The sequence below is a fragment of the Paenibacillus sp. OK076 genome (genome assembly GCF_900110055.1).
GTDB lineage: Bacteria > Bacillota > Bacilli > Paenibacillales > Paenibacillaceae > Paenibacillus.
The window spans coordinates 2535646-2558332 of the sequence record NZ_FOCH01000001.1; the positions used below are offsets into that span (position 1 = coordinate 2535646).

The following is a 22687-nucleotide window of genomic DNA, read 5'->3' on the forward strand; positions in this document are numbered from 1 at the left end:
ATCTGAGCAGAAGTTGGACATTCAATCTTCGCTAAGAAGTACTGAGTCGCTTCTTCGGATTCGGATTCAAATCCCTGAAAGGATGGAGACAACGATGGAAATGCATGATCTGTGTGCAATTGCAGCGGGGGAGCCGCGCTGCGTTCTCGCAACAGCGGTCAAGGTAGAAGGTCATGCTTACCGTAAGCAGGGTGTCTCTATGCTTTTGACCGAAGATGGTGCGATGTATGGCAGTATCAGTCCGGGTTGTCTGGAGAGTGATCTGCAGGCTAGGGTGGACCGTGTGCTGTCTACACAGCAGTTGGAGTTCGTGGAGTATGATATGCGTCCGGAAGATGATCTGTCCTGGGGGGAAACGATTGGCTGCGGCGGGTTGATTATAGTGCTGCTAGAGCCGGTATGTGGCGAACTCTGGTCGATCTTGTCCCGTATGCATACGTATTTTCAATCTGGATCAGCTGTGGAGCTAACCCGTTCATTCTACGATCAATACACACGGATTCATTATGTGATTCAGCCTGCTGAGGATGCAGAAAGCAAGACATCATTATACCCTTCTCCAGTTGCCAAAGGAGCTTCTCTAGGTCCAATAAATACAATGATTATAGAGGAAACACCGATACCGCGACTATCGTTGGTCGTTATTCATTCGTCAGAAGCTGATGCTACTGCATCTAATTCTGGAGAGAGTAATCTTCAGAAGGATGGATTGACTGAGGCAGAGCGGTGGGATGTCCCTCTACAGATCTCTGCAAGATATGAGCCCAAACCCCGTCTGATTATCATTGGAGCCGGAAATGATGTAATTCCGGTCGCCCTTCTGGGAAAATCAGCAGGATTTCATGTGGTCGTAGCAGATTGGCGAGAAACCTTATGCACCGCTGAACGCTTTCCGGGGGTTGAACTTATTCATGGTTTCCCTCGTGAGATCATGCATGTACTGGATATCCAAAGCGGGGATTATATCGTATTGATGAGTCATCAATTTCCGAGAGAACGGGAGTTTCTTGAATTACTTGAGGATCGGAATTATGCATACCTTGGTATTATGGGCTCCAGAACACGGACAGCACGTTTGCTTAACGATCTCCCCCCGCTAAAACATTTGCATTCACCCGTCGGCTTGACCATTGGTGCTGATGGACCGGAAGAGATCGCAATCAGTATCGCAGCAGAACTTATTTCCTGTAAACGTACAGTAGTTGCCGCAGAGTGTCGCAACGCACAGAGGGGGATTGCACATGCGACTGACGGGCATCGTGCTAGCGGCAGGTAAGAGCAGCCGAATGGGGCGGGATAAACTGTCTATCGTCATGCCTGACGGAAGATGTTTGGCCGCATGGACATTGGAATCCGCCTTGAATTCCGATTTGGAGAGAGTCATTTGTGTGGTCAAACCCGAGGATTCATTGGCATGGATCCCCTCCATGTGGCTCAATGAAGCGTCATATGGCTGTACTCCAGATACGAGGACGAAGCTACAGATTGCAATCTGTACCGATTATGCATACGGTATGGCCATGTCCCTTCACTGCGGCATTCTGTCTGCTATGGCATACAGGCCAGAAGGTGTGATGATGATTTTGGCAGATCAGCCGTTATTGCAGGCACAAGATATTAACAGGGTTGCTGAGACGTTAGCAGCCAACAAACGGTGTGATTATGCAGCAGCTACGGATGGCGGTGGAGGCAAGCCTCCGGTCGCCTTTCGTGAGCATATGCTGGGGCCTCTTTTGTCGCTCAGCGGAGATGAGGGGGCGAGAAAAATCATGCGCAATGCCAAGTATGCAGGCACGCATGTATCGTTGTCTGATTTTAGCTTTTGGGATGCGGATACCGAACCAGAGCTGCAGCGCATTTTGGATTATGTGAATGGCATAAAATGAATGAAAATCAAGACAGAAGGAGCGATTCCTTGTGTATTATTTCTTGAAGTAATGAGGTCAGCCAGACCGTCTGGTTGGCCTCTTTATTGTTTTTTATCTAACGGGTTATGAAGTAGCTTGTGTTAGCTTTGGAGAGTTAATAATGCATCAGGCACAAATCAAAGAATCTATTTATACATTTATCCAAAATGATGTGAAGATAATTGACCTTATTGCTGCAGTCCCATATGATTTGAAGAATTATTTGGATCATTCGTTCATATCCAACACCCCGCAGACAGATTCCAGGTAGAGAAGGGAGATGGAAGGATGGTCATGCCGGCATATGGGTCTGGAGCGCAGCCAACCGTTTGGCAGCCCGTTAATCTGGATGAACTTCAAGCTTTAAAGAATGAACTGTCCGGAAAGTATTGTTATGCAGCAGGGGCCACATTATTGCGTACTCAGTGGGAGGGCGGCCTCTTTCCTGTACCTGAGCATATGATCAGCCTTGCTCGTATTCCAGGTGCAAGCGGCGTATATGTGGATGGAGATGATCTGGTCATTGGAGCAGTGACGCGATTAAGTCATTGTGCCACAGACGTTCTTCTGCAAAAGCTGCCCATTTTACAATCTGCAATGAACGCTATCGCCGCTCCTTCTATTCGGAATATGGCGACAATTGGCGGAAACATTGTATCGGGAGTAGGCGACTCCATTCCCGCACTGCTTGTCTACGATGCACAGCTGTACTGGATGACGGACAATGGCATGGAGACGCGCAGTCTTTCCTCCTGGCTGAACGGCGGTCGTGAAGGCAGTCGCAACCCGAATGATGTGTTAATCGCCATTCATATTCCGATGAAACATACGTCTTTCCTTGAAGTCGCGAGCGAACGGACATCTGTAACGCGTGAAATTTCATTTTACCGCAAGCTGGGTCGGCGGGAGACCTTTACAGCATCGCTGGTGACGATTGCATTTCACGGAGAATTGGGCGCAGATGGTCGTTGGAATAAGATTGCAATCGCAGCAGGTGGAGGTTCAGGCATGGCCATGAGACTTCCTGAGTCGGAAAAACTGCTTCTTGGCGTGGAGGCTTCTGTTATGCAAGCTTCATCTCTAGCTGCCACAGTGATGGCGGAATTCGAAACGTATAGTGATGCATTCGCTACAGAACAGTATCGCAAACAAACGGCAGGTAATTTGCTCGGTGCCGGACTCTGGGAAGCACTTCGCTTATAGAAGAAAACCATTTTGAAGAAGCAAAGCGTGAGCCTAAAAGATTTTGGAAAGGGAGAAAGGGGAGAGAGAGCATGCTGTTGAATCGGAATAGTAGTGGGAAACGTTGGCATCTGCGGCCAGATGGGGTAGGCAAAGTAACGGGACAGCTTCAATATCTGACAGACATGACGCTGCCCGATATGATCCACGGAAGGGTCCTTCGAAGCTCTTATCCTTATGCCCGCATATTGTCTATCGATATTACCGGAGCGGAGGCTATGGAGGGGGTATTTGCTGTACTCACCTCCAAAGATGTGCCCGGTTTGAACCTGTTTGGCATTGCAACTCCGGATCAGCCTGTATTTTGCGAGGATGTTGTTCGTTATATCGGTGATGCCATTGCCGCGGTTGCTGCGGATTCCCCGGAACGTGCAGCGCTCGCTCTGGATGCCATCCGGATTGAGTATGAGGAATGGACTCCACTGGACAGCCCAGAAGCTGCACTGGCACCTGGTGCACCAGAGCTCCACGAACATGGCGCAGGCAATGTGTTACACCGTACCGAAATCAAACGAGGCAATATAAATGAGGGCTTTGCTGCATGCGAACATGTTGTGAGTGAGACTTATTATACCCCTCGTCAGATGCACGCCTATATGGAGACAGAAGGCGGTTTATTTGTTCCTGATGAGAATGGCAGACTCCATGTCTACGCGGCTACACAGCATGGTTACAAGGACAGAATGCAGCTTGCCCGAATCATTGGGTGTTCCGAAGAGGATATCCGGGTGATCTCCTCTCCGATAGGCGGTTCTTTTGGCGGGAAAGATGAGCTGAATGTACAGCCTTATGGAGCACTGCTTGCTTTAAGGTGCGGACGTCCTGTGAAAATGCACAATTCACGCAAAGAATCCGTACGTGCAGGCTTGAAGCGCCATCCGATGAAAATTGAGATGCAGACCGGAATCAGCCGTGAAGGCATGATCCAGGCTCACCGAGTCCGCATTACCGCAGACACCGGAGCATATGCAACGCTGGGAGCACCTGTCCTGAATTTTTGCACAGAACACTGTCTCGGGCCTTATTCGATTCCCAACGTAGATGTGGAGGGTGTCTCGGTGTATACGAATAATGGCGTGTCGGGAGAGTTCAGGGGATTTGGCGGTAATCAGGCGATCTTTGCAATAGAGGGTCAGATGGATCGACTCGCAGAGATTATGAATATGGACCCTTGGGAGTTTCGGAGACGCAACATGAGGGAAAAGTCCGATCCTGGGCCATTGAATCAACGGATTCTGGTCACGGATGGACTATCGCAAGTATGGGAGGCGATGGATCGTTCGGAATTATGGCAAAAGCATCTGCATCCCCCGGTAGAACCTTCTCTGCCTACCTGGATTAAACGTGGTGTGGGTGCAGCCATCGCCATGCACGGGGCAGGGTTGGGTTATGGCATACCCGATCCGGCGGGCGGTCGTCTATCCCTGAATGCCGAAGGTAAGATTGAAGTGGCATTCAGCTACGAAGAATTCGGTCAGGGACTCATCGCCACGCTTGAAATGATGCTCTGCGATCTGTTCCACTGCTCAACCTCCGATCTGAGCATCATCATTGGGGATACGGATCGAGTGCCGCACAGTGGTTCAAGCACCGCTTCGCGTTCAACGACGATGGCCTGGATGGCTCTTCAGCGATTACAGGCACCATTCCGCTCCAAAATCTTGTCGGTAGCCTCTACCTTGTCAGGAATTCCGGCTGACGAACTGATTACTGGAATAGAGGGAGTATGGCGCAAGGATCAGCTTTCTCCAGAAGTTACAGCGAATGAACCGACGATGAATTCCAAAGTTCTTGTTTCTTACGTTGATCTGGCGAAGCATGGAGAAGCGGAAGAATGGATTTTTGATACTCAATTTGAATACCCGACCACGCCGGACAATGTTGTAGGTGGGCATTATTTATATACGTATGCTGCGGTAGCAGCAGAGGTGGAGGTAAACACGCTAACCGGGGAAGCCAAATTGCTGGATACGAGGCATGTGGTAGCTGCTGGCCCTGTCATCAATCCAATGGGATTCATTGGACAGATCGAAGGCGGGAGCGTAATGGCGTTGGGTTTTACATTGACCGAGGATGCTGTGATGCAAGACAGCCGCTACATGACAACCAATCTGGACACCTACTTGATTCCGACGATTCGCGACATTCACACCAACCTGGAAGTGGAGGCAATTGAAGATCTGCCCGAGGGCGATCCTTTTGGACCGCGGGGCATTGGCGAGATTGGTTCGGTGGCGCTTGCTCCGGCCATCACCGCTGCAATTCATCAGGCTACCGGGGTGTGGGTTAATCGTTTACCGGTTCCACGAGATCAACTAATCAAACCACTTAGCGTCTCGCTTCAGGAAGGAGTGAGCTCATCATGACTGAGCCTTTGAGCAACTTCTGGACAGCCGTTGTGAATGGGGAAAAGAAACAATTGCACATCGCCCAAACGACCCGTCTAGTGGACGTACTGCGCTCGCATTTGAATCTGACGGGAACAAAAGTTTCCTGCGAAGTTGGCCGCTGCGGTGCATGTATGGTTCTGATGAATGGAGAGCCTGTCAATTCCTGTCTCGTAATGGCTTATCAATGTGCTGGCAGTGAGATAACAACAATAGAAGGGTTGCTCGGTGAAAAGGAAGGCGAGTTACATCCAATTCAACAGGCTTTTGTGGAAGAGGGCGGCTTCCAATGCGGGTATTGTACACCCGGAATGGTCATTTCCACCAAGGCTCTCTTGGACCGCAATCCGCAGCCAAGTCAGGAACAGATTGAAACGGGATTATGCGGCAACCTGTGCCGCTGCACTGGATATGGAGGAATACTACGAGCGGTAAACAAGGTGATCGATGAGCGCGATAGGGTGGGTTCTACCCCATGATCATGGAAGAAGTGAGGTCAGAGCTTTCTCTGAATTTCAATATCATAAGAGTTTTTATAGACCAACCTATGTTCTGGGGGTTGGTCTTTGCTGTTGTTGTTGTTGTTGTTGTTTGATGAAACAACATACGAAAATGGTTCGATGCGGGCATTGCGAAAACTTGTTCGTTAGTATACTTTTCATTTGACCATATGTTACTTATAATAAATGTCCTATGAAGATGGTGTAATTGATATTACACACAAGGAGGGATGATTCGTGAACAAATCGGATCGTATGCTGGCCATTGTACTTGAGCTGCAGCGGGGGAAGGTTCAACGTGCGGAAGATTTGGCCCTCTTGTTTGAAACAAGTGTCCGAACCATATACAGAGACATTCAGGCGTTATGTGAGGCAGGAGTTCCTGTGGTGGGAGAACCCGGAGTAGGATATTCGCTTATGGAAGGATACTTTTTGCCTCCGATCAGCTTCACAGCTGAAGAAGCGGTAACACTTCTCATCGGACTTGATTTTGTGGAGCAGCGCTTCGATAACTACTACAAAAGTACATCTCTTACGTCCCGTTCCAAAATTGAAGCCATCCTGCCCGTGCCTCTTCGGGAAGAGGTGGGGCAGATACAACAGGGTATCCGTTTACTTCGTTCACCTGACAGTGATGCACGCGAGCGAGAGATCGAACATATGGGAATCATCCGCAAGGCAATGCAGCTTAAGCTCAAAATTCGTTTTCATTACCATAAACCTGGAACTATGAATGAAACCGTGCAAAAGACCATTCGTTTGGCCTCCCCTTACGGGGTGCTTTGGATGCAAGGTTCATGGATGCTGATTGCCCGATGTGATTTGCGACAGGAGATTCGTCATTTTCGTATATCCCGGATGAGCGATCTGGAGATTAGTACAGATTCATTCGATCTTCCTCCTGATTTTAATATTCATAGCTACTCACCACCTGACAACCGTGATGTTCATGTCCGTGCATGGTTTCATGGTCGAATTGCAGATCGAGTGATTGAAGCGAATAATTACTACATGGAGAAAGCAGAGCTGCAAACAGATGGATTATACGCAGATTTTCGTGTAAGGCATCCAGAAGATGTACTGCGTTGGATACTTGGCTGGGGAGCCTCGGCTCTGGTTTTGGAGCCTGAATCGTTGAGAATCCGTATTCGCGAGGAAGCAAGCAATCTCCTTAAACACTACTGACATAACGTTGTCAGTAGTGTTTGTGTATGATCGGTTTATAACCGATTGAAGGAGCTGTGTATTGGTATGGAAACGAAAATAACAAGGAACAACGATGAGATTCGACGAGATTTTGAACTGACGCTGGAACGTTATTTGCAGGAACTGGAGCAGATGAGCGATGCTCAGTTAAGCTACAAACCCAGTGAGACTGAGTGGTCGGTGGGCCAGATGTACCAGCATTTAATTCAGTCTGCGATGAAAATGCATTTAGCCAATGTTCAACTTTGTATAAGCCCAGACGAGAACTCGGGTAAGAAGAAAAACCAGGGGAAAACAGAAACAGGGGAAGTTGTTTTTGCGCAAGCAAGTTTTCCACCAATACGTATCCACGTTCCTGCTTCTCCTGAGTATACTCCACTACAACCGGATGGAAGAGAAACAATAATTCAAGGATTTAATGAGGTCAGGGATGAAATTCGGAGATTAGAAGTGCTGTTGGAAGGAACAACGCTGGAATCTACGTTGCCACATCCTAGGTTCGGTGGTTTAAATGCTGAGGAATGGTTTGCATTGGTGGAGATGCATTATCGTCATCATTTCTTGCAGCTTGAGCGTTTGAAAAAGGCATGGGAAGAACAGGTGCAGAGATGAATGAACAGGCAAAGCATGATTTGATGGCAAATAATACAGAAATTCAGCAGACTCATACGAGAGAATTTCTGTCCCATCAGTTAGATATAGAAGCAGAATCTGATGAAGGAAACCGCTACTGGATCGGGGTCGTGTCTGCATCCCATGTGGAAAAAGGGGTGGAAGGGGGCTTCGCCCAGCTCTGTCACGGCAAGGTAGCTTCACTGCGAAGAATGAATGCAGGAGACTGGCTGATCTATTATTCGCCCCGAACAAGCATGCAAGGAGGCAAGGTACTTCAAGCATTTACCGCCATAGGGCGTATAATAGACGATCAGGTGTACACGTACCATGTGTCGGATTCCTTTGTACCGCATCGGAGGAATGTTCACTATTATCCTTGTCAGCAGGTGAAGATCGCTGATTTACTGGATCAACTGATCCTTACTAGGGGACAGGCGCGATGGGGATATCCTTTTAGATATGGTCATTTGCAGATTCAAAGAGAGGATTTTCTGAAAATTGCAGTTGCCATGTTGGGGACTGAGGCAGAAAACCTTTTGACGGGAAATAAAAAGAATTGAATTTTTAACAACGTAATAATTATTATGTAAACTTATTATTTTCGATGACATCCATAAGCTGTATCTATATTGTTAACCATGTTTAAGGGGTGGATAGAGCAGGATTTAGGTGGATTTTCAGTTCGAATTTTTGAATGATAAACCTCACTTATAAGGTCTTCAATATTGTTTCGTTGAAAGTGCAGAATGGTTGTAGCAACCTTAATTAAATCGTTTTCGAGGAACGTGGGAATGGATGATAATTCTCTTTGGCAATGTAAGTTTAATTACATAAATAACGTTGTTATATGAATTATTATTGCACTAATCTGTTCCTGAGACACACTCAACGCAATGAATATGGAGTATCGAAAAAAAAGATGAAGACACTGCTACAAACCAGATATAATCCGGTGGAGTAGACCTGTAACATGGCATGTTCATTCGTGTGTAAATGTGTTCATTTATCGACGAGGGACAGAATGGTCTCATTTCTCAAAATCGGGCTATTACGCCCGTTTTAGATCAATTTCATATGGATTTGCGATGGATTTAGTACCGCTTTCAATGTATGCTTTTGGAAACTGGAAAGGAAGTGGGAAAAATGGAACGCGAACTGGCGTTGGAAATTGTCCGAGTAACAGAATTGGCTGCGTTAGCTTCAGCACCCTGGATGGGGCGGGGCGACAAGAACAGTGCAGATGAGGCGGCTACTTTGGCTATGCGCGCCATGTTCGATTCCGTGTCCATCCGCGGCACGGTGGTAATCGGTGAAGGAGAAATGGATGAAGCACCCATGTTGTATATCGGCGAGGAAGTCGGGAACGCTGAGGGACCCGAGGTTGATGTGGCTGTAGATCCTTTGGAAGGTACAGAGATCGTAGCCAAGGGCCTGAACAACGCTTTATCGGTTATTGCAGTGGCGGGAAAAGGCAACCTGCTCCACGCACCGGATATGTATATGGAGAAGCTGGCTGTAGGGCCGGCTCTGGTGGGCAAGGTCAGTATCGAAGACCCGGTTGAAGTGACGTTGGAGAAAGCTGCTGAAGCATTGAACAAAAACATTTCTGATCTAACTGTCATGATTCTGGACCGTGTACGACATGAGAGCACAATCAAGACATTACGCAAGGTTGGTGTGCGAATCAAGTTCCTCAGTGATGGTGACGTTGCTGGTGCGATGGCACCTGCTTTTCCAGAGGCAGGAATTGATCTGTATGTTGGATCAGGCGGAGCACCGGAAGGTGTACTTGCAGCAGCAGCCTTGTCCTGTCTGGGGGGCGAGATTCAAGGTCGCCTAATGCCTGCGAACGCAGATGAATTCCAGCGCTGCTTGCAAATGGGGATCGATAATCCCTACAAAGTATTAACGATGCAGGATATGATCGGCACGGAAGACGTCATTTTTGCAGCAACTGGTGTTACCCCAGGTGAGATTCTTGGAGGAGTGCGTTACCTCGCAGATGACCGGGCAGAGACCGATTCCATTGTCATGCGTGCCAAAACCAAAACCATTCGTTTCATCCGTTCTCAGCATTTCCTTCCTAATAAGGAAGTGTTGCACAAAGTGCGGCAGCTTCAATCGACACCTGAGCCTTCGGATCGCATTCAAAGTCATGTCACTATTTTGGAACAGGCTGAGTTCAGTCAATCATCCGTCGGTAACGGCGTGACGACCTGATGCAGGTATGGGCTCTAGTTAGTTGGGCCAATAAATAACAATTTGTAGACAGTTGAATCATTAGGGAATGTAGGACAAGTTACAAGAAAATATAGTAAGCAAAAGGTGGGGAATTTGTTTACACAAATCCCCATCTTTTTTTGTGTTAAAAGCATTGACAACGGTTACAACACATGAGAAGATGTACGCGCGTACATAATTAATTGATACATGGCACCGGTTTTGCATGTGTTCAGGAAACATGAAGGAGGTGAGATCCATGGCATCCCGTAAAGAAGTGGCTGATCTTGCCGGTGTTTCGGAAGCTACAGTTTCCCGAGTTCTTAATGGCGTTGGTCCTATTAAAGAGGAAACCCGCCGCAAGGTTATTGAAGCTTCCGATCAATTGGGTTACGTGCCCAGCGCACTGGCCCGCAGCTTTGCGAGAAGTAAAAGTGGTAACCTTGGCGTGGTGCTGCCCTATGTTCCGAAGGCGCACTTGTTCTCGGCGTATTTCTTCTCGGAAATGCTGAGCGGCATTGGGAGCAAAGCCAGGGACAACGGCATGGACCTGCTAGTCATGTTCAGGACACCGGGTGAAGTGATGAATTATACGGATCTGTTCCGCCGTCAGAAAGTGGATGCTTGCATCATTCTCGGCGCGCGAGATGATCATGGGGAACTGGCTGCCATGCAGCAGCTTAAGCAGGAAGGACATCCCTTTTGCATTATGAGCCAGCACTTTGCAGGCGAATCATTCATGGAAGTGGATGCCGATCATGTGGAGGGCAGCAGGCAGGCAATCCGTCACCTTACCGATCAAGGGTATCGGAACATTGCTTTTCTCAATGGACCAGACAGCTATTCCAACAGTCAGGAGCGGCTTCGGGGCGTCCAGATCGGGCTGAATGAAGCCGGAATGCAGGTGGATTCCAGTCTATTGCTGGAGGGAAATTACAGCAGACGAAGCGGTGTGGAGGCAGCTGCCACCATCGCAACCCGACTTGACGAGATTGACGCTGTATTTGCTGCGAATGATCGGATGGCGATCGGTGTTATGCATGGTTTACGTGAGCGTGGGATCAAGGTTCAGGATTTCCCCGCGTTTGTGGGTTACGATGACTCCGATGCAGCCGAGATGGCGGTTCCGCCGCTGAGCAGCGTCAGGGTTCCCTTTTATGAAATGGGTGAACTGGCTGCATCCAAGCTTATTCATGCATCATTGGGGGCAGCAGCTGCATCAGTGAATTCCGAAGTTCCCTCAGAAACTGCAAGGCAGTTATTGCCTACGGAACTGATTATCCGTACCTCTTCAATCCGTAATTAATACATTGCTAGTTATATTCCAAAGGAGGAAATGACCATGTCAAATCGTCTTCGTGTCGGAATGGTTGGATACAAATTTATGGGGAAAGCCCATAGCAATGCTTATCGCAGTCTGCCGATGTTTTTCCCGTCTGCACCGCTGCAGCCCGATATGTCGGTAATCTGTGGACGTAACGAGCAGGGAGTTCAGGAGGCTGCCAATCAGTTCGGCTGGTCTGAAAGTGTAACGGATTGGCGCGAGCTGGTGCGACGTGATGACATCGATCTGATCGATATTAACGCTCCAAGTGATGCCCATAAGGAAATTGCGCTGGAAGCCGCTCGCCAAGGTAAACATCTGTTCTGTGAAAAACCGCTGGCACTGTCGCTCGCTGATTCACGTGAAATGCTTCAGGCTGTGGAAGAAGCAGGGGTTGCTCACATGGTCGGATTCAACTACCGTTTCTCTCCTGCTGTGCAGCTGGCCAAAGAATTGGTGCAAAGCGGACGTCTGGGCAAAATCTATCATTTCCGTGCGTTTTTCCTTCAGGACTGGATTATGGACCCTTCGTTCCCGCTGGTGTGGCGTCTGCAAAAAGAAGTGGCCGGCTCCGGTTCGCATGGCGATCTTGGCGCACATCTAATTGATCTGGCACGTTTCCTGGTGGGTGAATTCAAGGAAGTGATCGGGATGAGCGAAACGTTCATTAAAGAGCGGCCGCTGGCTTCGGAAATGACCGGACTTAGTGCCAAAGGCGGTTCGAACGCAGATGCTCCGAAGGGCGAAGTGACGGTAGATGATGCCACTTTGTTCCTGGCACGATTTGCAGATGGTGCGTTGGGAAGCTTCGAGGCTACACGCTTTGCAGCAGGTCATCGCAGTACCAACTCCTTTGAGATCAACGGCAGTCTGGGCAGCGTTCGGTTTGATTTTGAACGGATGAATGAACTGGAAGTGTATTTTACGAATGACGATGAAGATGTGCAGGGCTTCCGCCGTGTTCTGGCGACTGATCCGGCACACAAATATGCTGAGGCGTGGTGGCCTGCAGGACATACGATTGGATTCGAGCACACGTTCACACATGAAATGCTGGAACTGGTGACTGCGATCTCCGAAGGACGGCAGCCTGAGCCAAGTTTCCATGATGGGGTTGCCTGTCAAGCAGTATTGGAAGCCGTTGAACGTTCCGTTACAGAGCGCCGCTGGGTGTCGCTAGAAGAAATGTAAGTATTGAGCCACTCACTGAATTGCGAAGTGGACATCATGGTGGCACTCATTTGAAATAAATAAACTAGATTTTAGCTAGGATGTTGACCTCGGAGAGGTCTTGAGTTTGCGTAAGGTCCGATAGAGAATGACAATAACTTAACTTCCGGAAAGCGAGTGATCAGTGATGAGCAAAGCACTAATCGTATGGGGCGGCTGGGATGGACATGAACCAGAGCAGGTAGCAGCAATTTTTGAACGCATTTTGAAGGAAGAACAATTCGAGGTTGAAGTCTCAGATACATTGGAAGCTTATGCGGATGCAGAGAAACTGCTGGGTCTGGACCTAATCATTCCGCTGTGGACGATGGGGCAGATTGAACAGGAACTGGTCAATAATGTATCTGCGGCTGTCCAGAGTGGCGTGGGTCTTGCGGGTCTTCATGGCGGGATGTGTGATGCGTTCCGCAACAACGTCGACTGGCAGTTCATGACGGGTGGACAGTGGGTTGCGCATCCAGGGAACGACGGCGTGGAGTACACGGTAAACATGAAGCGTGGTTCCAGTCCGCTCTTGGATCATATTGAAGATTTCCAGGTGAAAAGTGAACAGTACTACCTGCATGTGGACCCTGCAGTGGAAGTGCTGGCAACAACACGTTTCCCAATTGTTAACGGTCCTCACGCAGCCAATGGCCCAGTAGATATGCCAGTCGTTTGGACCAAGCGCTGGGGTGCAGGCCGTGTGTTCTACAATTCGCTCGGACACCATGCAGATATTGTGGAGATGAAACAAGTTACTGAAATGATGCGTAGTGGTTTCAAATGGACTGCCGCAGGTAAAGCACTTGCGCATAGCCGTACGAACGAATTGGCGGAAGTTTACACAGGAATGGCTGATAACCAAAGTCACTAAATTATATTCAATCTAATTCACATCCGTTGAGAAAAAATATTGCCCCACATCACAGCCATCTAGAGTTTTTATGGAAGCGCTATATCCAGTGGGAACAGAAAGGGAGTCCAAGCATGAAAACAATGAAAGTAGGCATTATTGGCTGCGGTAAAATCAGCGGTATTTATATGGAGAACTGTCACCGATTTGAGGTGCTCGATCTTGTTGCGGTTGCGGATCTTGACCGGAGCAGAGCAGAGGAGCAAGCAGCTGCTTATTCTGTTCCTAACGTATATACGGTAGATGAAATTTTGGCAGACCCTGAGATCGACCTGATTATCAATCTGACAATCCCTGCCGTTCATGCGGATGTATGCTTGAGAGCGCTCGAAGCAGGCAAACATGTATATGTGGAAAAACCACTCGCCGTTACACGCGAAGAAGGTCAGACGGTTCTGGAAACGGCCAAGCGTAAAGGTCTGCTGGTAGGCTGTGCACCAGAGACGTTCTTTGGTTCAGGCATACAGACTGCACTCAAAGTGGTAGAGGATGGTGTCATTGGCAAACCTGTGGCAGCTACCGCATTTATGATGAGCCGTGGGCATGAGCACTGGCATCCCGATCCGGAGTTCTACTATGCAGCCGGTGGTGGGCCGATGTTTGATATGGGGCCTTACTACCTGACTGCGCTAGTACAATTACTTGGGCCAATCAAGTCCATTGCTGGCATGACGGGCAAAGCGATGGAGCAGCGGACGATCACGAGTGAGAAAAAGCGGGGTCAGAGCATCCCTGTAGAAATTCCGACGCATGTAGCGGGATTGCTGCAATTTGAGCAGGGAGCTATCGGCACGCTGATTACGAGTTTTGACGTATTTGGCGGAAGTGTATTGCCACCGATTGAAGTATACGGCACCCATGGAACCCTACAGGTTCCTGATCCAAACACATTCGGCGGTCCGGTTCGTTACCGGTTGATGGGAGATCAGGAGTGGACTGAGGTGCCTCTTCTTCCAGGATATCAGGAAAATACACGTGGCATCGGTGTTGCAGATATGGCTTATGCAGTGGGCAGCGGTCGCGCTCACAGAGCAAGTGGAGAGCTGGCCTATCATGTACTTGAAGCCATGTGGGCATTCCATGATTCTTCGGATGAGCAGACTTTTTATAAAATGGAAAGCACATGTCAGCGCCCAGCTGCACTGCCGGCAGATCTTCCATTGTACACACTTGATCAATAATCGATTAAGTTAGAAGAATAGCCCTGACTCCCGATGCGAGGGAAGCAGGTCTATTTTCATTTTATATCAAGGCATGATCAGGGTTTCAGGGTTCGAATCCGGCCTGGCTAATCCAAATTTCATCTTCCTCAAAATGTGCCTTCATTCGCTCGACTACCATTTTGTATGCCTCAGGACTGTACCAATCTTCCTTGCCCACTTGTTCGTAAAGTGGCTTCATGCCAAGTCTCCGGGTTCGTTTGCCCTCACTGCCATCTCCCATAAAGTAATCATCAACGCAAATACGATCAACAAGCGGCCTCAGGATGGCTGCAAAATTTTCGCTGCTGGGTAATACTGGCGCAATAGCAGCCTGTGTGGGGATACCGGCATCTCGGAGTTGTTCCAGTGCACGCAATCTGCCAGCGATTGGCGGAGCTGAAGGACTGAACTGCTTGCGGATATCATCCAGATCCGTTTCCACGGTCATGCTAACCCGGACCCGGTCACCCAACTTTTGCAGCAGATCGATATCTCGGGTCACCAATGGACTTCGGGTCTGTACCAATATAAAATCAGGTGGATGCTGGACCATGACTTCTAGCAAAGACCGCGTGATTTGCTCCTTATATTCTATGGGTTGATACGGGTCTGTACTGGATGACATAAAAAGAGTGACTTTACCTTTTGATTTCGCACGCTTCAGCTCTTTGGCAAACACATTGGCGGCTTCCTGTTTCACATCAACCCAGCTGCCCCATGGTTCATTACGAAATAAAGAGACGGGCATTTGCCTTACATAACAGTAGGAACAGCCAAAAGCGCAGCCTGTGTAGGGATTCAGCGTATGCGTATAACCATTAAGGAACCCGGTTCCTTTGTTCAGCAATGTTTTAGGTACTTTGTATACCAAATTGGTCTTCATGATGGATCACGCCTTTGTTCACGATAATTGGCAGGTGTGCTGCCTGTATGTTTTCGAAATACAGTAATAAAATACGCCGGATTGGCTATGCCAACCTGTCGACCGATATCTGAAACAGTGAGCCGGGTGCTTTCAAGCAATTTCCGGGCTTCGGTGACTCTTTTTTCCTGAATATACTCCACCGGAGTTAGACCTGTAATCCGTTTGAACACCCGATGCAGATGATATGGACTCCCGTGACTCACATTTGCAAGAATATCTAGTGTTAGAGGCTCGGCAAAATGATGTTCAATATAGTCTGTTACAACAGAAATCCATTCCTGATCAGGGATTCGCTCGCCCGTTGGTTTGCACCGTTTGCATGGACGGAAATGTAGAGCTAATGCTTCTTCAGGGTTGTTAAATATAGAGACATTCTCATATTTGGGTGCTTTCGACTTGCAGGAAGGTCGGCAAAAGATGCCTGTTGTTTTGACACCGTAATAGAATTTACCATCAAAGCTGCTGTCGTTGTGGATAATGGCATTCCACTGTTTGTCATCTATAGGAACAGAATCTGTTTGATAGGAATTGTGACTTTCCAAAAGAATCACCTCAAGTTTTATTATACCCCTGATTTACGGAGATGGACGAAGTTTCAAACAAAAAAGCAAGATATCAATATGTTGGAAAAGGACATCCCTTCAATCTGAATGAAATATAGGCTACAATGTACAGGATGGCAAGCTGTTTAAGCGTGAAATTTATTTATGAAAGAGGTAGATTGAATGATTCGTTTTGGCGTGGTAGGTACCAACTGGATTACAGAGAGACTTCTTGAGGCCGCTGCACAAGTCGAAGGATTCGAATTGACCGCCGTATACTCAAGGACTGAAGATAAAGCTAATGCATTTGCAGATCAATATCAGGCTGCACTTCGATTCACCAGCCTCGAAGAGATGGCGACGAGTGATGGTCTTGATGCGGTGTACATTGCAACACCCAATACCTTTCATGCGGAGCAGGCAGAGTTGTTTCTGAGAAACGGCAAACATGTACTGTGCGAGAAACCTTTGGCTGCCAATGGGGCAGAGGTCCGTCGTATGATTGATACAGCGAAAGAACATGGAGTTCTGCTCATGGAGGCGATGAAATCGACCCTTGTTCCCTCGTTCAAAATGGTACAATCTCACCTACATAAAATTGGCCCGGTACGTAAATATGTGGCGAGCTATTGCCAGTACTCTTCCCGGTACGACAAGTATAAGGAAGGAATCGTCTTGAATGCGTTCAAACCCGATCTTGCTAATGGAGCGTTAATGGATCTTGGTGTGTATTGTCTCTATCCATTGATTACGTTGTTTGGCGAGCCTAAACAAGTTCAATCCCAGGCATTAATGCTGGAATCCGGGGTAGATGGACAAGGCAGTGTCATTCTAAATTATGATGAGATGGAGGCGGTAGTGACGTACTCCAAAATCTCCAATTCTCATGTTCCAAGTGAAATTATGGGCGAACGCGGCAGCATCCTCATTGACAAAATTGGTTCACCCGAACATGCGGAGATACGCTACAATGATGGTACGGTGGAAAAACTCACTGCCGAGCAAATTTACCCGTCGATGTATTATGAAGTGGAGGAGTTTGTCAATCTGATTCAGCAGGGCAAAAAGGAATCGGACATGAACACGTATGAACGCTCCTATGTTACCATGCAGGTGATGGATCAGATCCGGCAGCAGATTGGTCTTGTTTTTCCTAACGATTAATTCTGGAAAGTGAGCTGAGACGAGATGAGCAGAGATGAGCAGAAGAGCAGAGTAGCCGGCCTGGAGCTGGCACAGATTATTTTTATCGGGCGAACCTTCGAGGAATATATGAAGATGTTCAACCTGACCGTGGAAGAAATTAAAGGTAAGTCTATTCTCGATTGTCCAGGTGGGGCTTGTTCATTCAGCAGCCATTCGCGAAAGTGGGGTGCAGATCCCATGGCAGCGGATATTGCCTATGAACATGAGATCGGCCAACTGGAAGTGAAGGGACTTCAGGATATTGAACATACGATGAAACAAATGGAACAAGTACAAGACAAATATAGATGGGATGATTTCGGTTCGATCCATGGCTTGGAAGAAGAACGTAGACGTGCAATCACCGATTGTGTAGCGGATATGAGACGTTTCCCTGACCGTTATGTGGCTTCTGTACTGCCGGAGTTACCTTTTGCCGATGAACAATTCGACCTGACGTTGTCTGCGCATTTCCTGTTTACGTATGCAGATCGTCTGGATGCCGAATTCCATCTTCAGACGATCCTTGAGCTGTTGCGTGTGAGCAAACGGGAGCTGCGTATTTTTCCTACGGTAGACTTGTCTGGCAAGCGTTATGAGCATATGGATCAATTAAAGGCTATACTGGAAGAACGCGGATATATTACATCTGAAGAGAAAACTTTATACGAATTCCAGCGTGGAGCACACACGATGCTCCATATTGTGAAATCCCGGTAAACATACCTGAATTGCAACAGCACAGACAGCACTTCATTCATGAAGGTTTTAATAGGATACGCATGACCAGAACAGGTTAGGAGGTTTTATCGGATGAAAAAAGTACTTATACTTGGTGGGACACGGTTCTTCGGCAAACGTCTGGTTGATCATTTACTGTGGGAAGGAAAGTCTCAAATCACCGTCGCAACTCGCGGCAAAACGAATGTAGACTTTGGACCCGAGGTCAATCGGATTAAAATGGATCGAGAGGACCCGAAATCTCTTGCCGAGGTTGCGCAGACCGACATGTGGGATATTGTCTATGACAACATCTGTTACTCGCCGGATGCGGCGAAGTCGGCTTGCGAAGCTTTTGCGGGGCGTACCCAAAGATACATTTTGACGTCAACGCTCTCCGTATATGGAGATCCTCGACCTGGATTTACGGAAGCCGATTTTGATCCGTACACCTACCCGGTGCAATATGGAAGCCATGAAGATTTCTCGTATGGAGAGGGTAAACGCTTAGCGGAAGCTGTGTTTTTCCAGGAAGCGGATTTCCCGGTGGCGGCGATGCGCATTCCGATTGTACTCGGAATTGATGACTACACGCGAAGACTCCATTTTCATATTGAACATGTGCAAAAAGGAAAACCTATCGGCATGCCCAATCCGAACGCCGAGATTGGTTTTATCAACTCCACCGAAGCCGCGAGATTTCTCACTTGGCTTGGACATTCATCCATGACTGGACCTGTGAATGCAGCTTCCAAAGGAGCGATAACCCTTTCCGCGATGATGCATCTGATCGAAACGGTAACAGGCATGCAATCCCAGGTACTGACGGAAACGATCGAAGAAGACATGTCACCCTTTGGAATTTCGGAATCCTGGACTATGGATACGTCCAAAGCAGAGCAGGCGGGATATACGTTCGAAGCATTAATGGATTGGTTCCCGGGTCTGGTTCGCGAAGTTGCTCTGGCACTTCAATCCGAGGGATAAATGGAACTAAAGAATATTTACACTTGCCACTCCGATGACAGAACAACCTTCCGATCGCTGTTATCCCCAGATTTTTTGGATTCCCATTTTCAAAGGGGAAAATCCGGGGATAAAGGCGAAGCGTATGCTTCCGATGCAGCTTTCTTTCAGAAAGCTTTTAGCTTCGCTTCTTCAGGTTATTTCTGCCTCTACGTTCTTGTGTAAATGCTTAGTTCAATTTATATAAATTCCATATATATAAGAGGTACAATTAATAAAAAACAGGACGCGGTCAGAGAGATACTCTCCGATGCGTCCTGTTTTTATTTGCTTCAACAAAACAGTTTCTCTCAAGTCAGAGTTGATCTTCAATTGATTTTCCTCTTTATTGGGAAGGTATAGAGGCCGAAGCGCGAATACGCAGCTCTGATGGCATAATAACGGTCTGCGGTTCTTCGGGAGCCTTACCTTCAATTCGGTCGATGAGCATCTGCATGCCGATGGCACCGAAATCATAGGCAGGCTGTGCAGCAACCGTGAGAAAGGGATCAAAGGCAGAAGCCAGATCGAGGTCATCAAAACAGACGACCGAGATATCTTCAGGAACACGCAGCCCCCGTTTACGTAAAAGTCGAATGACGCCAATGGCAAGCATATTATTTGCTGCAAATATGGCTGTAGGTTTGTGTGGATGTGCAAGCAAACTGTCGATACCTACTTCATCGCTGAAATCCCGATAGCCCGTTCGAAGGATTAAGTCTTCATCAAAGGGCAGCTCGGCTTCCCGGAGCCCCTCCATGTATCCTTCTTCTCGCAGCCGCGCAGTCGAAACCTCGGAAGAACCATTAACCAGAGCAATGCAGCGATGTTCCAGATTCGTCAGATATCGAATCAATTGAAGCGCACCATCCCGGCTGTCTCCAGCGATAACGTCAGATGTGATTCCAGGGACAGTGCGGTCCAAAATAACAAACGGAATATTGCGTTCCTGAAGCTGCTTCAGGTGATTCAGAGAGCGGTCCCCTGCAGGTGCAAACAGTACACCATCGACGCGGGTAGACAGAATGGTTTCCACATAATTTTTCTCCTTGTCGTAGTCCTCGTCGCTATTGCTGAACAAGAGACGGTACCCACGCAGATTGGCAGCATCTTCAGCCCCCCGGGCCAGCGTTGTATAGAAGGGATTCGTAATATCTGTAATCAACAATGACAGCATCTGAGTCCGTTGCAGCACAAGACTGCGCGCATTCGAGTTGGGTATGTAACCAAGTTCTTCGATGACCTGTTGTACACGCTCACGTGTCGCCTGACTGATGCGACCTGTTTGATTAATGACTTTGGAGACGGTCATAGCGGAGACGTTGGCTTTTTTGGCAATATCATAAATGGTAATCAATAGGATCTAACCTTTCCGCAACATAGTCTTTCCATTCTATAGGATAATGCCGATTGACAGCAACATAGGCTCATGCTATCTTAGGGTTACCGATAACCCTAATTATAAAAAAATTGATGTATTTCAGTCTAACCGTTCTTCATTTTTGCTCATATCGCTTCCTTCATACTCCATCACAGGACAGCAGAACGGAGTCAATAATATAGAGCGGTTTATTTAATCAAGTATTTGTAAACGCATTCATAATAAGAAAACAACTGACCGTTGACATGCAATCGTGGTGTATTACCTCGGGTATCGGTGAAGAGAAGGAACAGAATCCTAATTGGCCCCATCAAACTACAAACAGACAAGTCACAAGTAATTCGTACCTATTCTATGAAACCATTGAAGGAGGACGTTTTAGTATGACACATCAGGACTATCGTTATAAACAGGCATTTCCCAAGATTGGTATTCGTCCCACAATTGACGGCAGACGCAAGGGTGTTCGTGAATCCTTGGAAGAGCAGACGATGCGCATGGCAACTTCCGTTGCCGAACTGCTCGCAGCAGAACTTCGGTATCCCGATGGATCACCGGTAGAATGCGTCGTTGCCGAATCCTGTATTGGCGGCGTGAACGAGGCAGCGGCAGCAGCGGAACTATTCAGTCGCTCCAACGTGGGTGTGACCATTACCGTTACACCTTGCTGGTGTTATGGAACAGAAACGATGGATATGTCTGCTTCCATTCCTACGGCGATCTGGGGCTTTAACGGAACCGAACGTCCGGGCGCAGTATATCTGGCAGCAGTACTCTCTGCCCATGCACAGAAGGGAATTCCGGCTTTTGGTATCTATGGCGAGGATGTTCAGGACGGAGGAGATACGACGATTCCTGATGACGTTCGTGAGAAATTGCTGCGCTTCAGCCGTGCGGGTCTTGCCGCTGCAACCATGAAGGGACGTGCTTATCTGTCCATCGGCTCGGTATCCATGGGTATTGCCGGCTCCATCGTGAACGATTCCTTTTTCCAGGAGTATCTGGGCATGCGGAACGAATATGTGGATATGAGTGAACTTACTCGTCGTATAGAAGAAGAAATCTACGATCCTGAGGAGTATAAGCTGGCACTGGCTTGGGTGAAGGAGAACTGTAGTGAAGGACCTGACAACAATCCTGCCCATCTGCAAACAGATCGCAAACGTAAAGAGTATGAATGGGAAACGGTTGTGAAAATGACGCAGATCGTACGTGACCTGATGGCTGGCAATCCGAAGCTGGCGGAGCTGGGATTCACTGAAGAATCCATGGGCCACCACGCAATTGTATCCGGGTTTCAGGGACAACGACAGTGGACGGATCATTCACCCAACGGTGATTTTCTGGAGTCCATCCTGAATTCTTCCTTTGACTGGAATGGCAAACGCTCCCCTTATCTGGTGGCAACAGAGAACGACAGCCTGAATGGTGTGTCCATGTTATTTGGTTCCCTGCTTACCCATACCGCGCAAATCTTCGCAGATGTACGCACCTATTGGAGCCCGGATTCGGTAAAACGCGTGACAGGGCACCAGTTGGAAGGAAAGGCAAAGGACGGTATTCTGCATCTGATCAACTCCGGTTCTGCGGCATTGGACGGTACAGGGCAACAATCAAGAGCGGGTGAGCCTGTGCTCAAGCCTTTCTGGGAAATTACAGACGAAGAAGTTCAGGACTGCCTGAAAGCCACTTCGTGGCGTCCGGCATCTGTAGAATATTTCCGGGGCGGCGGCTATTCGGCTGATTTCCTGACCAAGGGCGGTATGCCTGTTACGATGACGCGTCTCAATTTGGTGAAAGGACTTGGTCCGGTACTGCAAGTGGCTCAAGGTTACACGGTCGATCTGCCTGAGGATGTGCATGATACGCTGGATCAGCGGACAGATCCGACTTGGCCATCCACCTGGTTTGCACCTGTTCTGACGGGCTCAGGAGCTTTTACTTCGGTTTATGAAGTAATGAATCAATGGGGCGCGAACCATGGCTCCATCTCTTATGGACATATCGGAGCAGATCTCCTGACACTGGCCTCCATGCTTCGTATCCCGGTGAGTATGCATAATGTACCGGAATCCGAGATTTTCCGTCCACGTGCCTGGGGACTGTTCGGCACAAGTGAACCGGAAAGTGCCGATTACCGGGCATGCAGCGTCTTTGGACCGTTATATCGTTAACATCCAAACGGCTTGTCGCAGAAGCGA

Annotated in this window: 20 protein-coding genes; 17 read left to right on the forward strand and 3 right to left on the reverse strand. The window is 48.2% G+C overall.

Annotated elements, in window-relative coordinates:
* Positions 1-94 precede the first annotated feature (94 nt).
* The 13 genes from BMY78_RS32790 (at position 95) to BMY78_RS11360 (ending at position 14707) form a co-directional block, all read left to right on the forward strand.
* Complete coding sequence (locus tag BMY78_RS32790) at positions 95-1276, forward strand: XdhC family protein (protein ID WP_177185704.1); 1182 nt, start codon at positions 95-97, stop codon at positions 1274-1276.
* Positions 1242-1886, forward strand: a complete 645-nt coding sequence (locus BMY78_RS11305) for a nucleotidyltransferase family protein (RefSeq protein ID WP_090898181.1) — start codon at positions 1242-1244, stop codon at positions 1884-1886. The genes BMY78_RS32790 and BMY78_RS11305 overlap by 35 nt, the downstream gene beginning before the upstream one ends.
* Positions 1887-2195: 309 nt before the next feature.
* Positions 2196-3110 carry an FAD binding domain-containing protein gene (locus BMY78_RS11310; protein ID WP_090898184.1) on the forward strand — a complete coding sequence of 305 codons (915 nt, stop codon included), beginning with the start codon at positions 2196-2198 and terminating at the stop codon, positions 3108-3110.
* Between the two features lie 71 nt (positions 3111-3181).
* Positions 3182-5515, forward strand: a complete 2334-nt coding sequence (gene pucD / locus BMY78_RS11315) for a xanthine dehydrogenase subunit D (protein ID WP_090898186.1) — start codon at positions 3182-3184, stop codon at positions 5513-5515.
* Positions 5512-6015 carry a (2Fe-2S)-binding protein gene (locus BMY78_RS11320; protein WP_090898189.1) on the forward strand — a complete coding sequence of 168 codons (504 nt, stop codon included), beginning with the start codon at positions 5512-5514 and terminating at the stop codon, positions 6013-6015. Before pucD ends, BMY78_RS11320 begins: the two co-directional genes overlap by 4 nt.
* A 258-nt stretch (positions 6016-6273) precedes the next feature.
* A complete protein-coding gene (locus BMY78_RS11325; RefSeq protein WP_090898192.1) occupies positions 6274-7221 on the forward strand; it encodes a helix-turn-helix transcriptional regulator in 948 nt (315 codons plus the stop codon).
* Between the two features lie 66 nt (positions 7222-7287).
* On the forward strand, positions 7288-7854 hold the full coding sequence (locus tag BMY78_RS11330) for a DinB family protein (protein WP_090898195.1): 567 nt from the start codon (positions 7288-7290) through the stop codon (positions 7852-7854).
* Positions 7851-8417: an EVE domain-containing protein gene (locus BMY78_RS11335; RefSeq protein WP_371129130.1), complete on the forward strand. Its 567-nt coding sequence runs from the start codon at positions 7851-7853 to the stop codon at positions 8415-8417. The genes BMY78_RS11330 and BMY78_RS11335 overlap by 4 nt, the downstream gene beginning before the upstream one ends.
* A gap of 583 nt (positions 8418-9000) precedes the next feature.
* Positions 9001-10077, forward strand: coding sequence for a class II fructose-bisphosphatase (glpX, locus tag BMY78_RS11340; protein ID WP_079695983.1), 1077 nt, complete (start codon positions 9001-9003; stop codon positions 10075-10077).
* A 259-nt stretch (positions 10078-10336) separates the two neighbouring features.
* Positions 10337-11383: a LacI family DNA-binding transcriptional regulator gene (locus BMY78_RS11345; protein ID WP_090898198.1), complete on the forward strand. Its 1047-nt coding sequence runs from the start codon at positions 10337-10339 to the stop codon at positions 11381-11383.
* Between the two features lie 36 nt (positions 11384-11419).
* Positions 11420-12592, forward strand: coding sequence for a Gfo/Idh/MocA family protein (locus tag BMY78_RS11350; protein WP_090898201.1), 1173 nt, complete (start codon positions 11420-11422; stop codon positions 12590-12592).
* Between the two features lie 166 nt (positions 12593-12758).
* A complete protein-coding gene (locus BMY78_RS11355; RefSeq protein ID WP_090898204.1) occupies positions 12759-13487 on the forward strand; it encodes a ThuA domain-containing protein in 729 nt (242 codons plus the stop codon).
* Between the two features lie 113 nt (positions 13488-13600).
* On the forward strand, positions 13601-14707 hold the full coding sequence (locus BMY78_RS11360; protein ID WP_090898207.1) for a Gfo/Idh/MocA family protein: 1107 nt from the start codon (positions 13601-13603) through the stop codon (positions 14705-14707).
* 85 nt (positions 14708-14792) lie between these two features.
* Here BMY78_RS11360 and BMY78_RS11365 read toward each other — a convergent pair whose 3' ends face one another.
* Together BMY78_RS11365 and BMY78_RS11370 are read right to left on the reverse strand one after the other, a co-directional pair.
* Positions 14793-15611 (reverse strand): SPL family radical SAM protein, encoded by an 819-nt coding sequence (locus BMY78_RS11365; protein WP_090898210.1) that lies wholly within the window; start codon positions 15609-15611, stop codon positions 14793-14795.
* A complete protein-coding gene (locus BMY78_RS11370) occupies positions 15608-16204 on the reverse strand; it encodes a bifunctional transcriptional activator/DNA repair enzyme AdaA (RefSeq protein WP_371129131.1) in 597 nt (198 codons plus the stop codon). The genes BMY78_RS11365 and BMY78_RS11370 overlap by 4 nt, the downstream gene beginning before the upstream one ends.
* A 174-nt stretch (positions 16205-16378) precedes the next feature.
* Between BMY78_RS11370 and BMY78_RS11375 the strand changes: the two genes are divergently transcribed.
* The 3 genes from BMY78_RS11375 to BMY78_RS11385 all read left to right on the forward strand — a co-directional run bounded on the left by BMY78_RS11375 (position 16379) and on the right by BMY78_RS11385 (position 19087).
* On the forward strand, positions 16379-17359 hold the full coding sequence (locus tag BMY78_RS11375; protein WP_090898216.1) for a Gfo/Idh/MocA family protein: 981 nt from the start codon (positions 16379-16381) through the stop codon (positions 17357-17359).
* Between the two features lie 24 nt (positions 17360-17383).
* A complete protein-coding gene (locus BMY78_RS11380) occupies positions 17384-18100 on the forward strand; it encodes an SAM-dependent methyltransferase (protein ID WP_090898219.1) in 717 nt (238 codons plus the stop codon).
* A gap of 93 nt (positions 18101-18193) precedes the next feature.
* Complete coding sequence (locus tag BMY78_RS11385; protein ID WP_090898222.1) at positions 18194-19087, forward strand: NAD-dependent epimerase/dehydratase family protein; 894 nt, start codon at positions 18194-18196, stop codon at positions 19085-19087.
* Positions 19088-19451: 364 nt separating this feature from the next.
* On the opposite strand, the gene BMY78_RS11390 is transcribed toward BMY78_RS11385, so the two are convergent.
* Entirely contained in the window at positions 19452-20462 is a 1011-nt protein-coding gene (locus BMY78_RS11390) for a LacI family DNA-binding transcriptional regulator (protein ID WP_090898225.1), read from the reverse strand.
* A gap of 407 nt (positions 20463-20869) precedes the next feature.
* Between BMY78_RS11390 and BMY78_RS11395 the strand changes: the two genes are divergently transcribed.
* Entirely contained in the window at positions 20870-22660 is a 1791-nt protein-coding gene (locus tag BMY78_RS11395) for an L-fucose isomerase (RefSeq protein WP_090898228.1), read from the forward strand.
* The last annotated feature ends 27 nt before the right edge of the window (positions 22661-22687 follow it).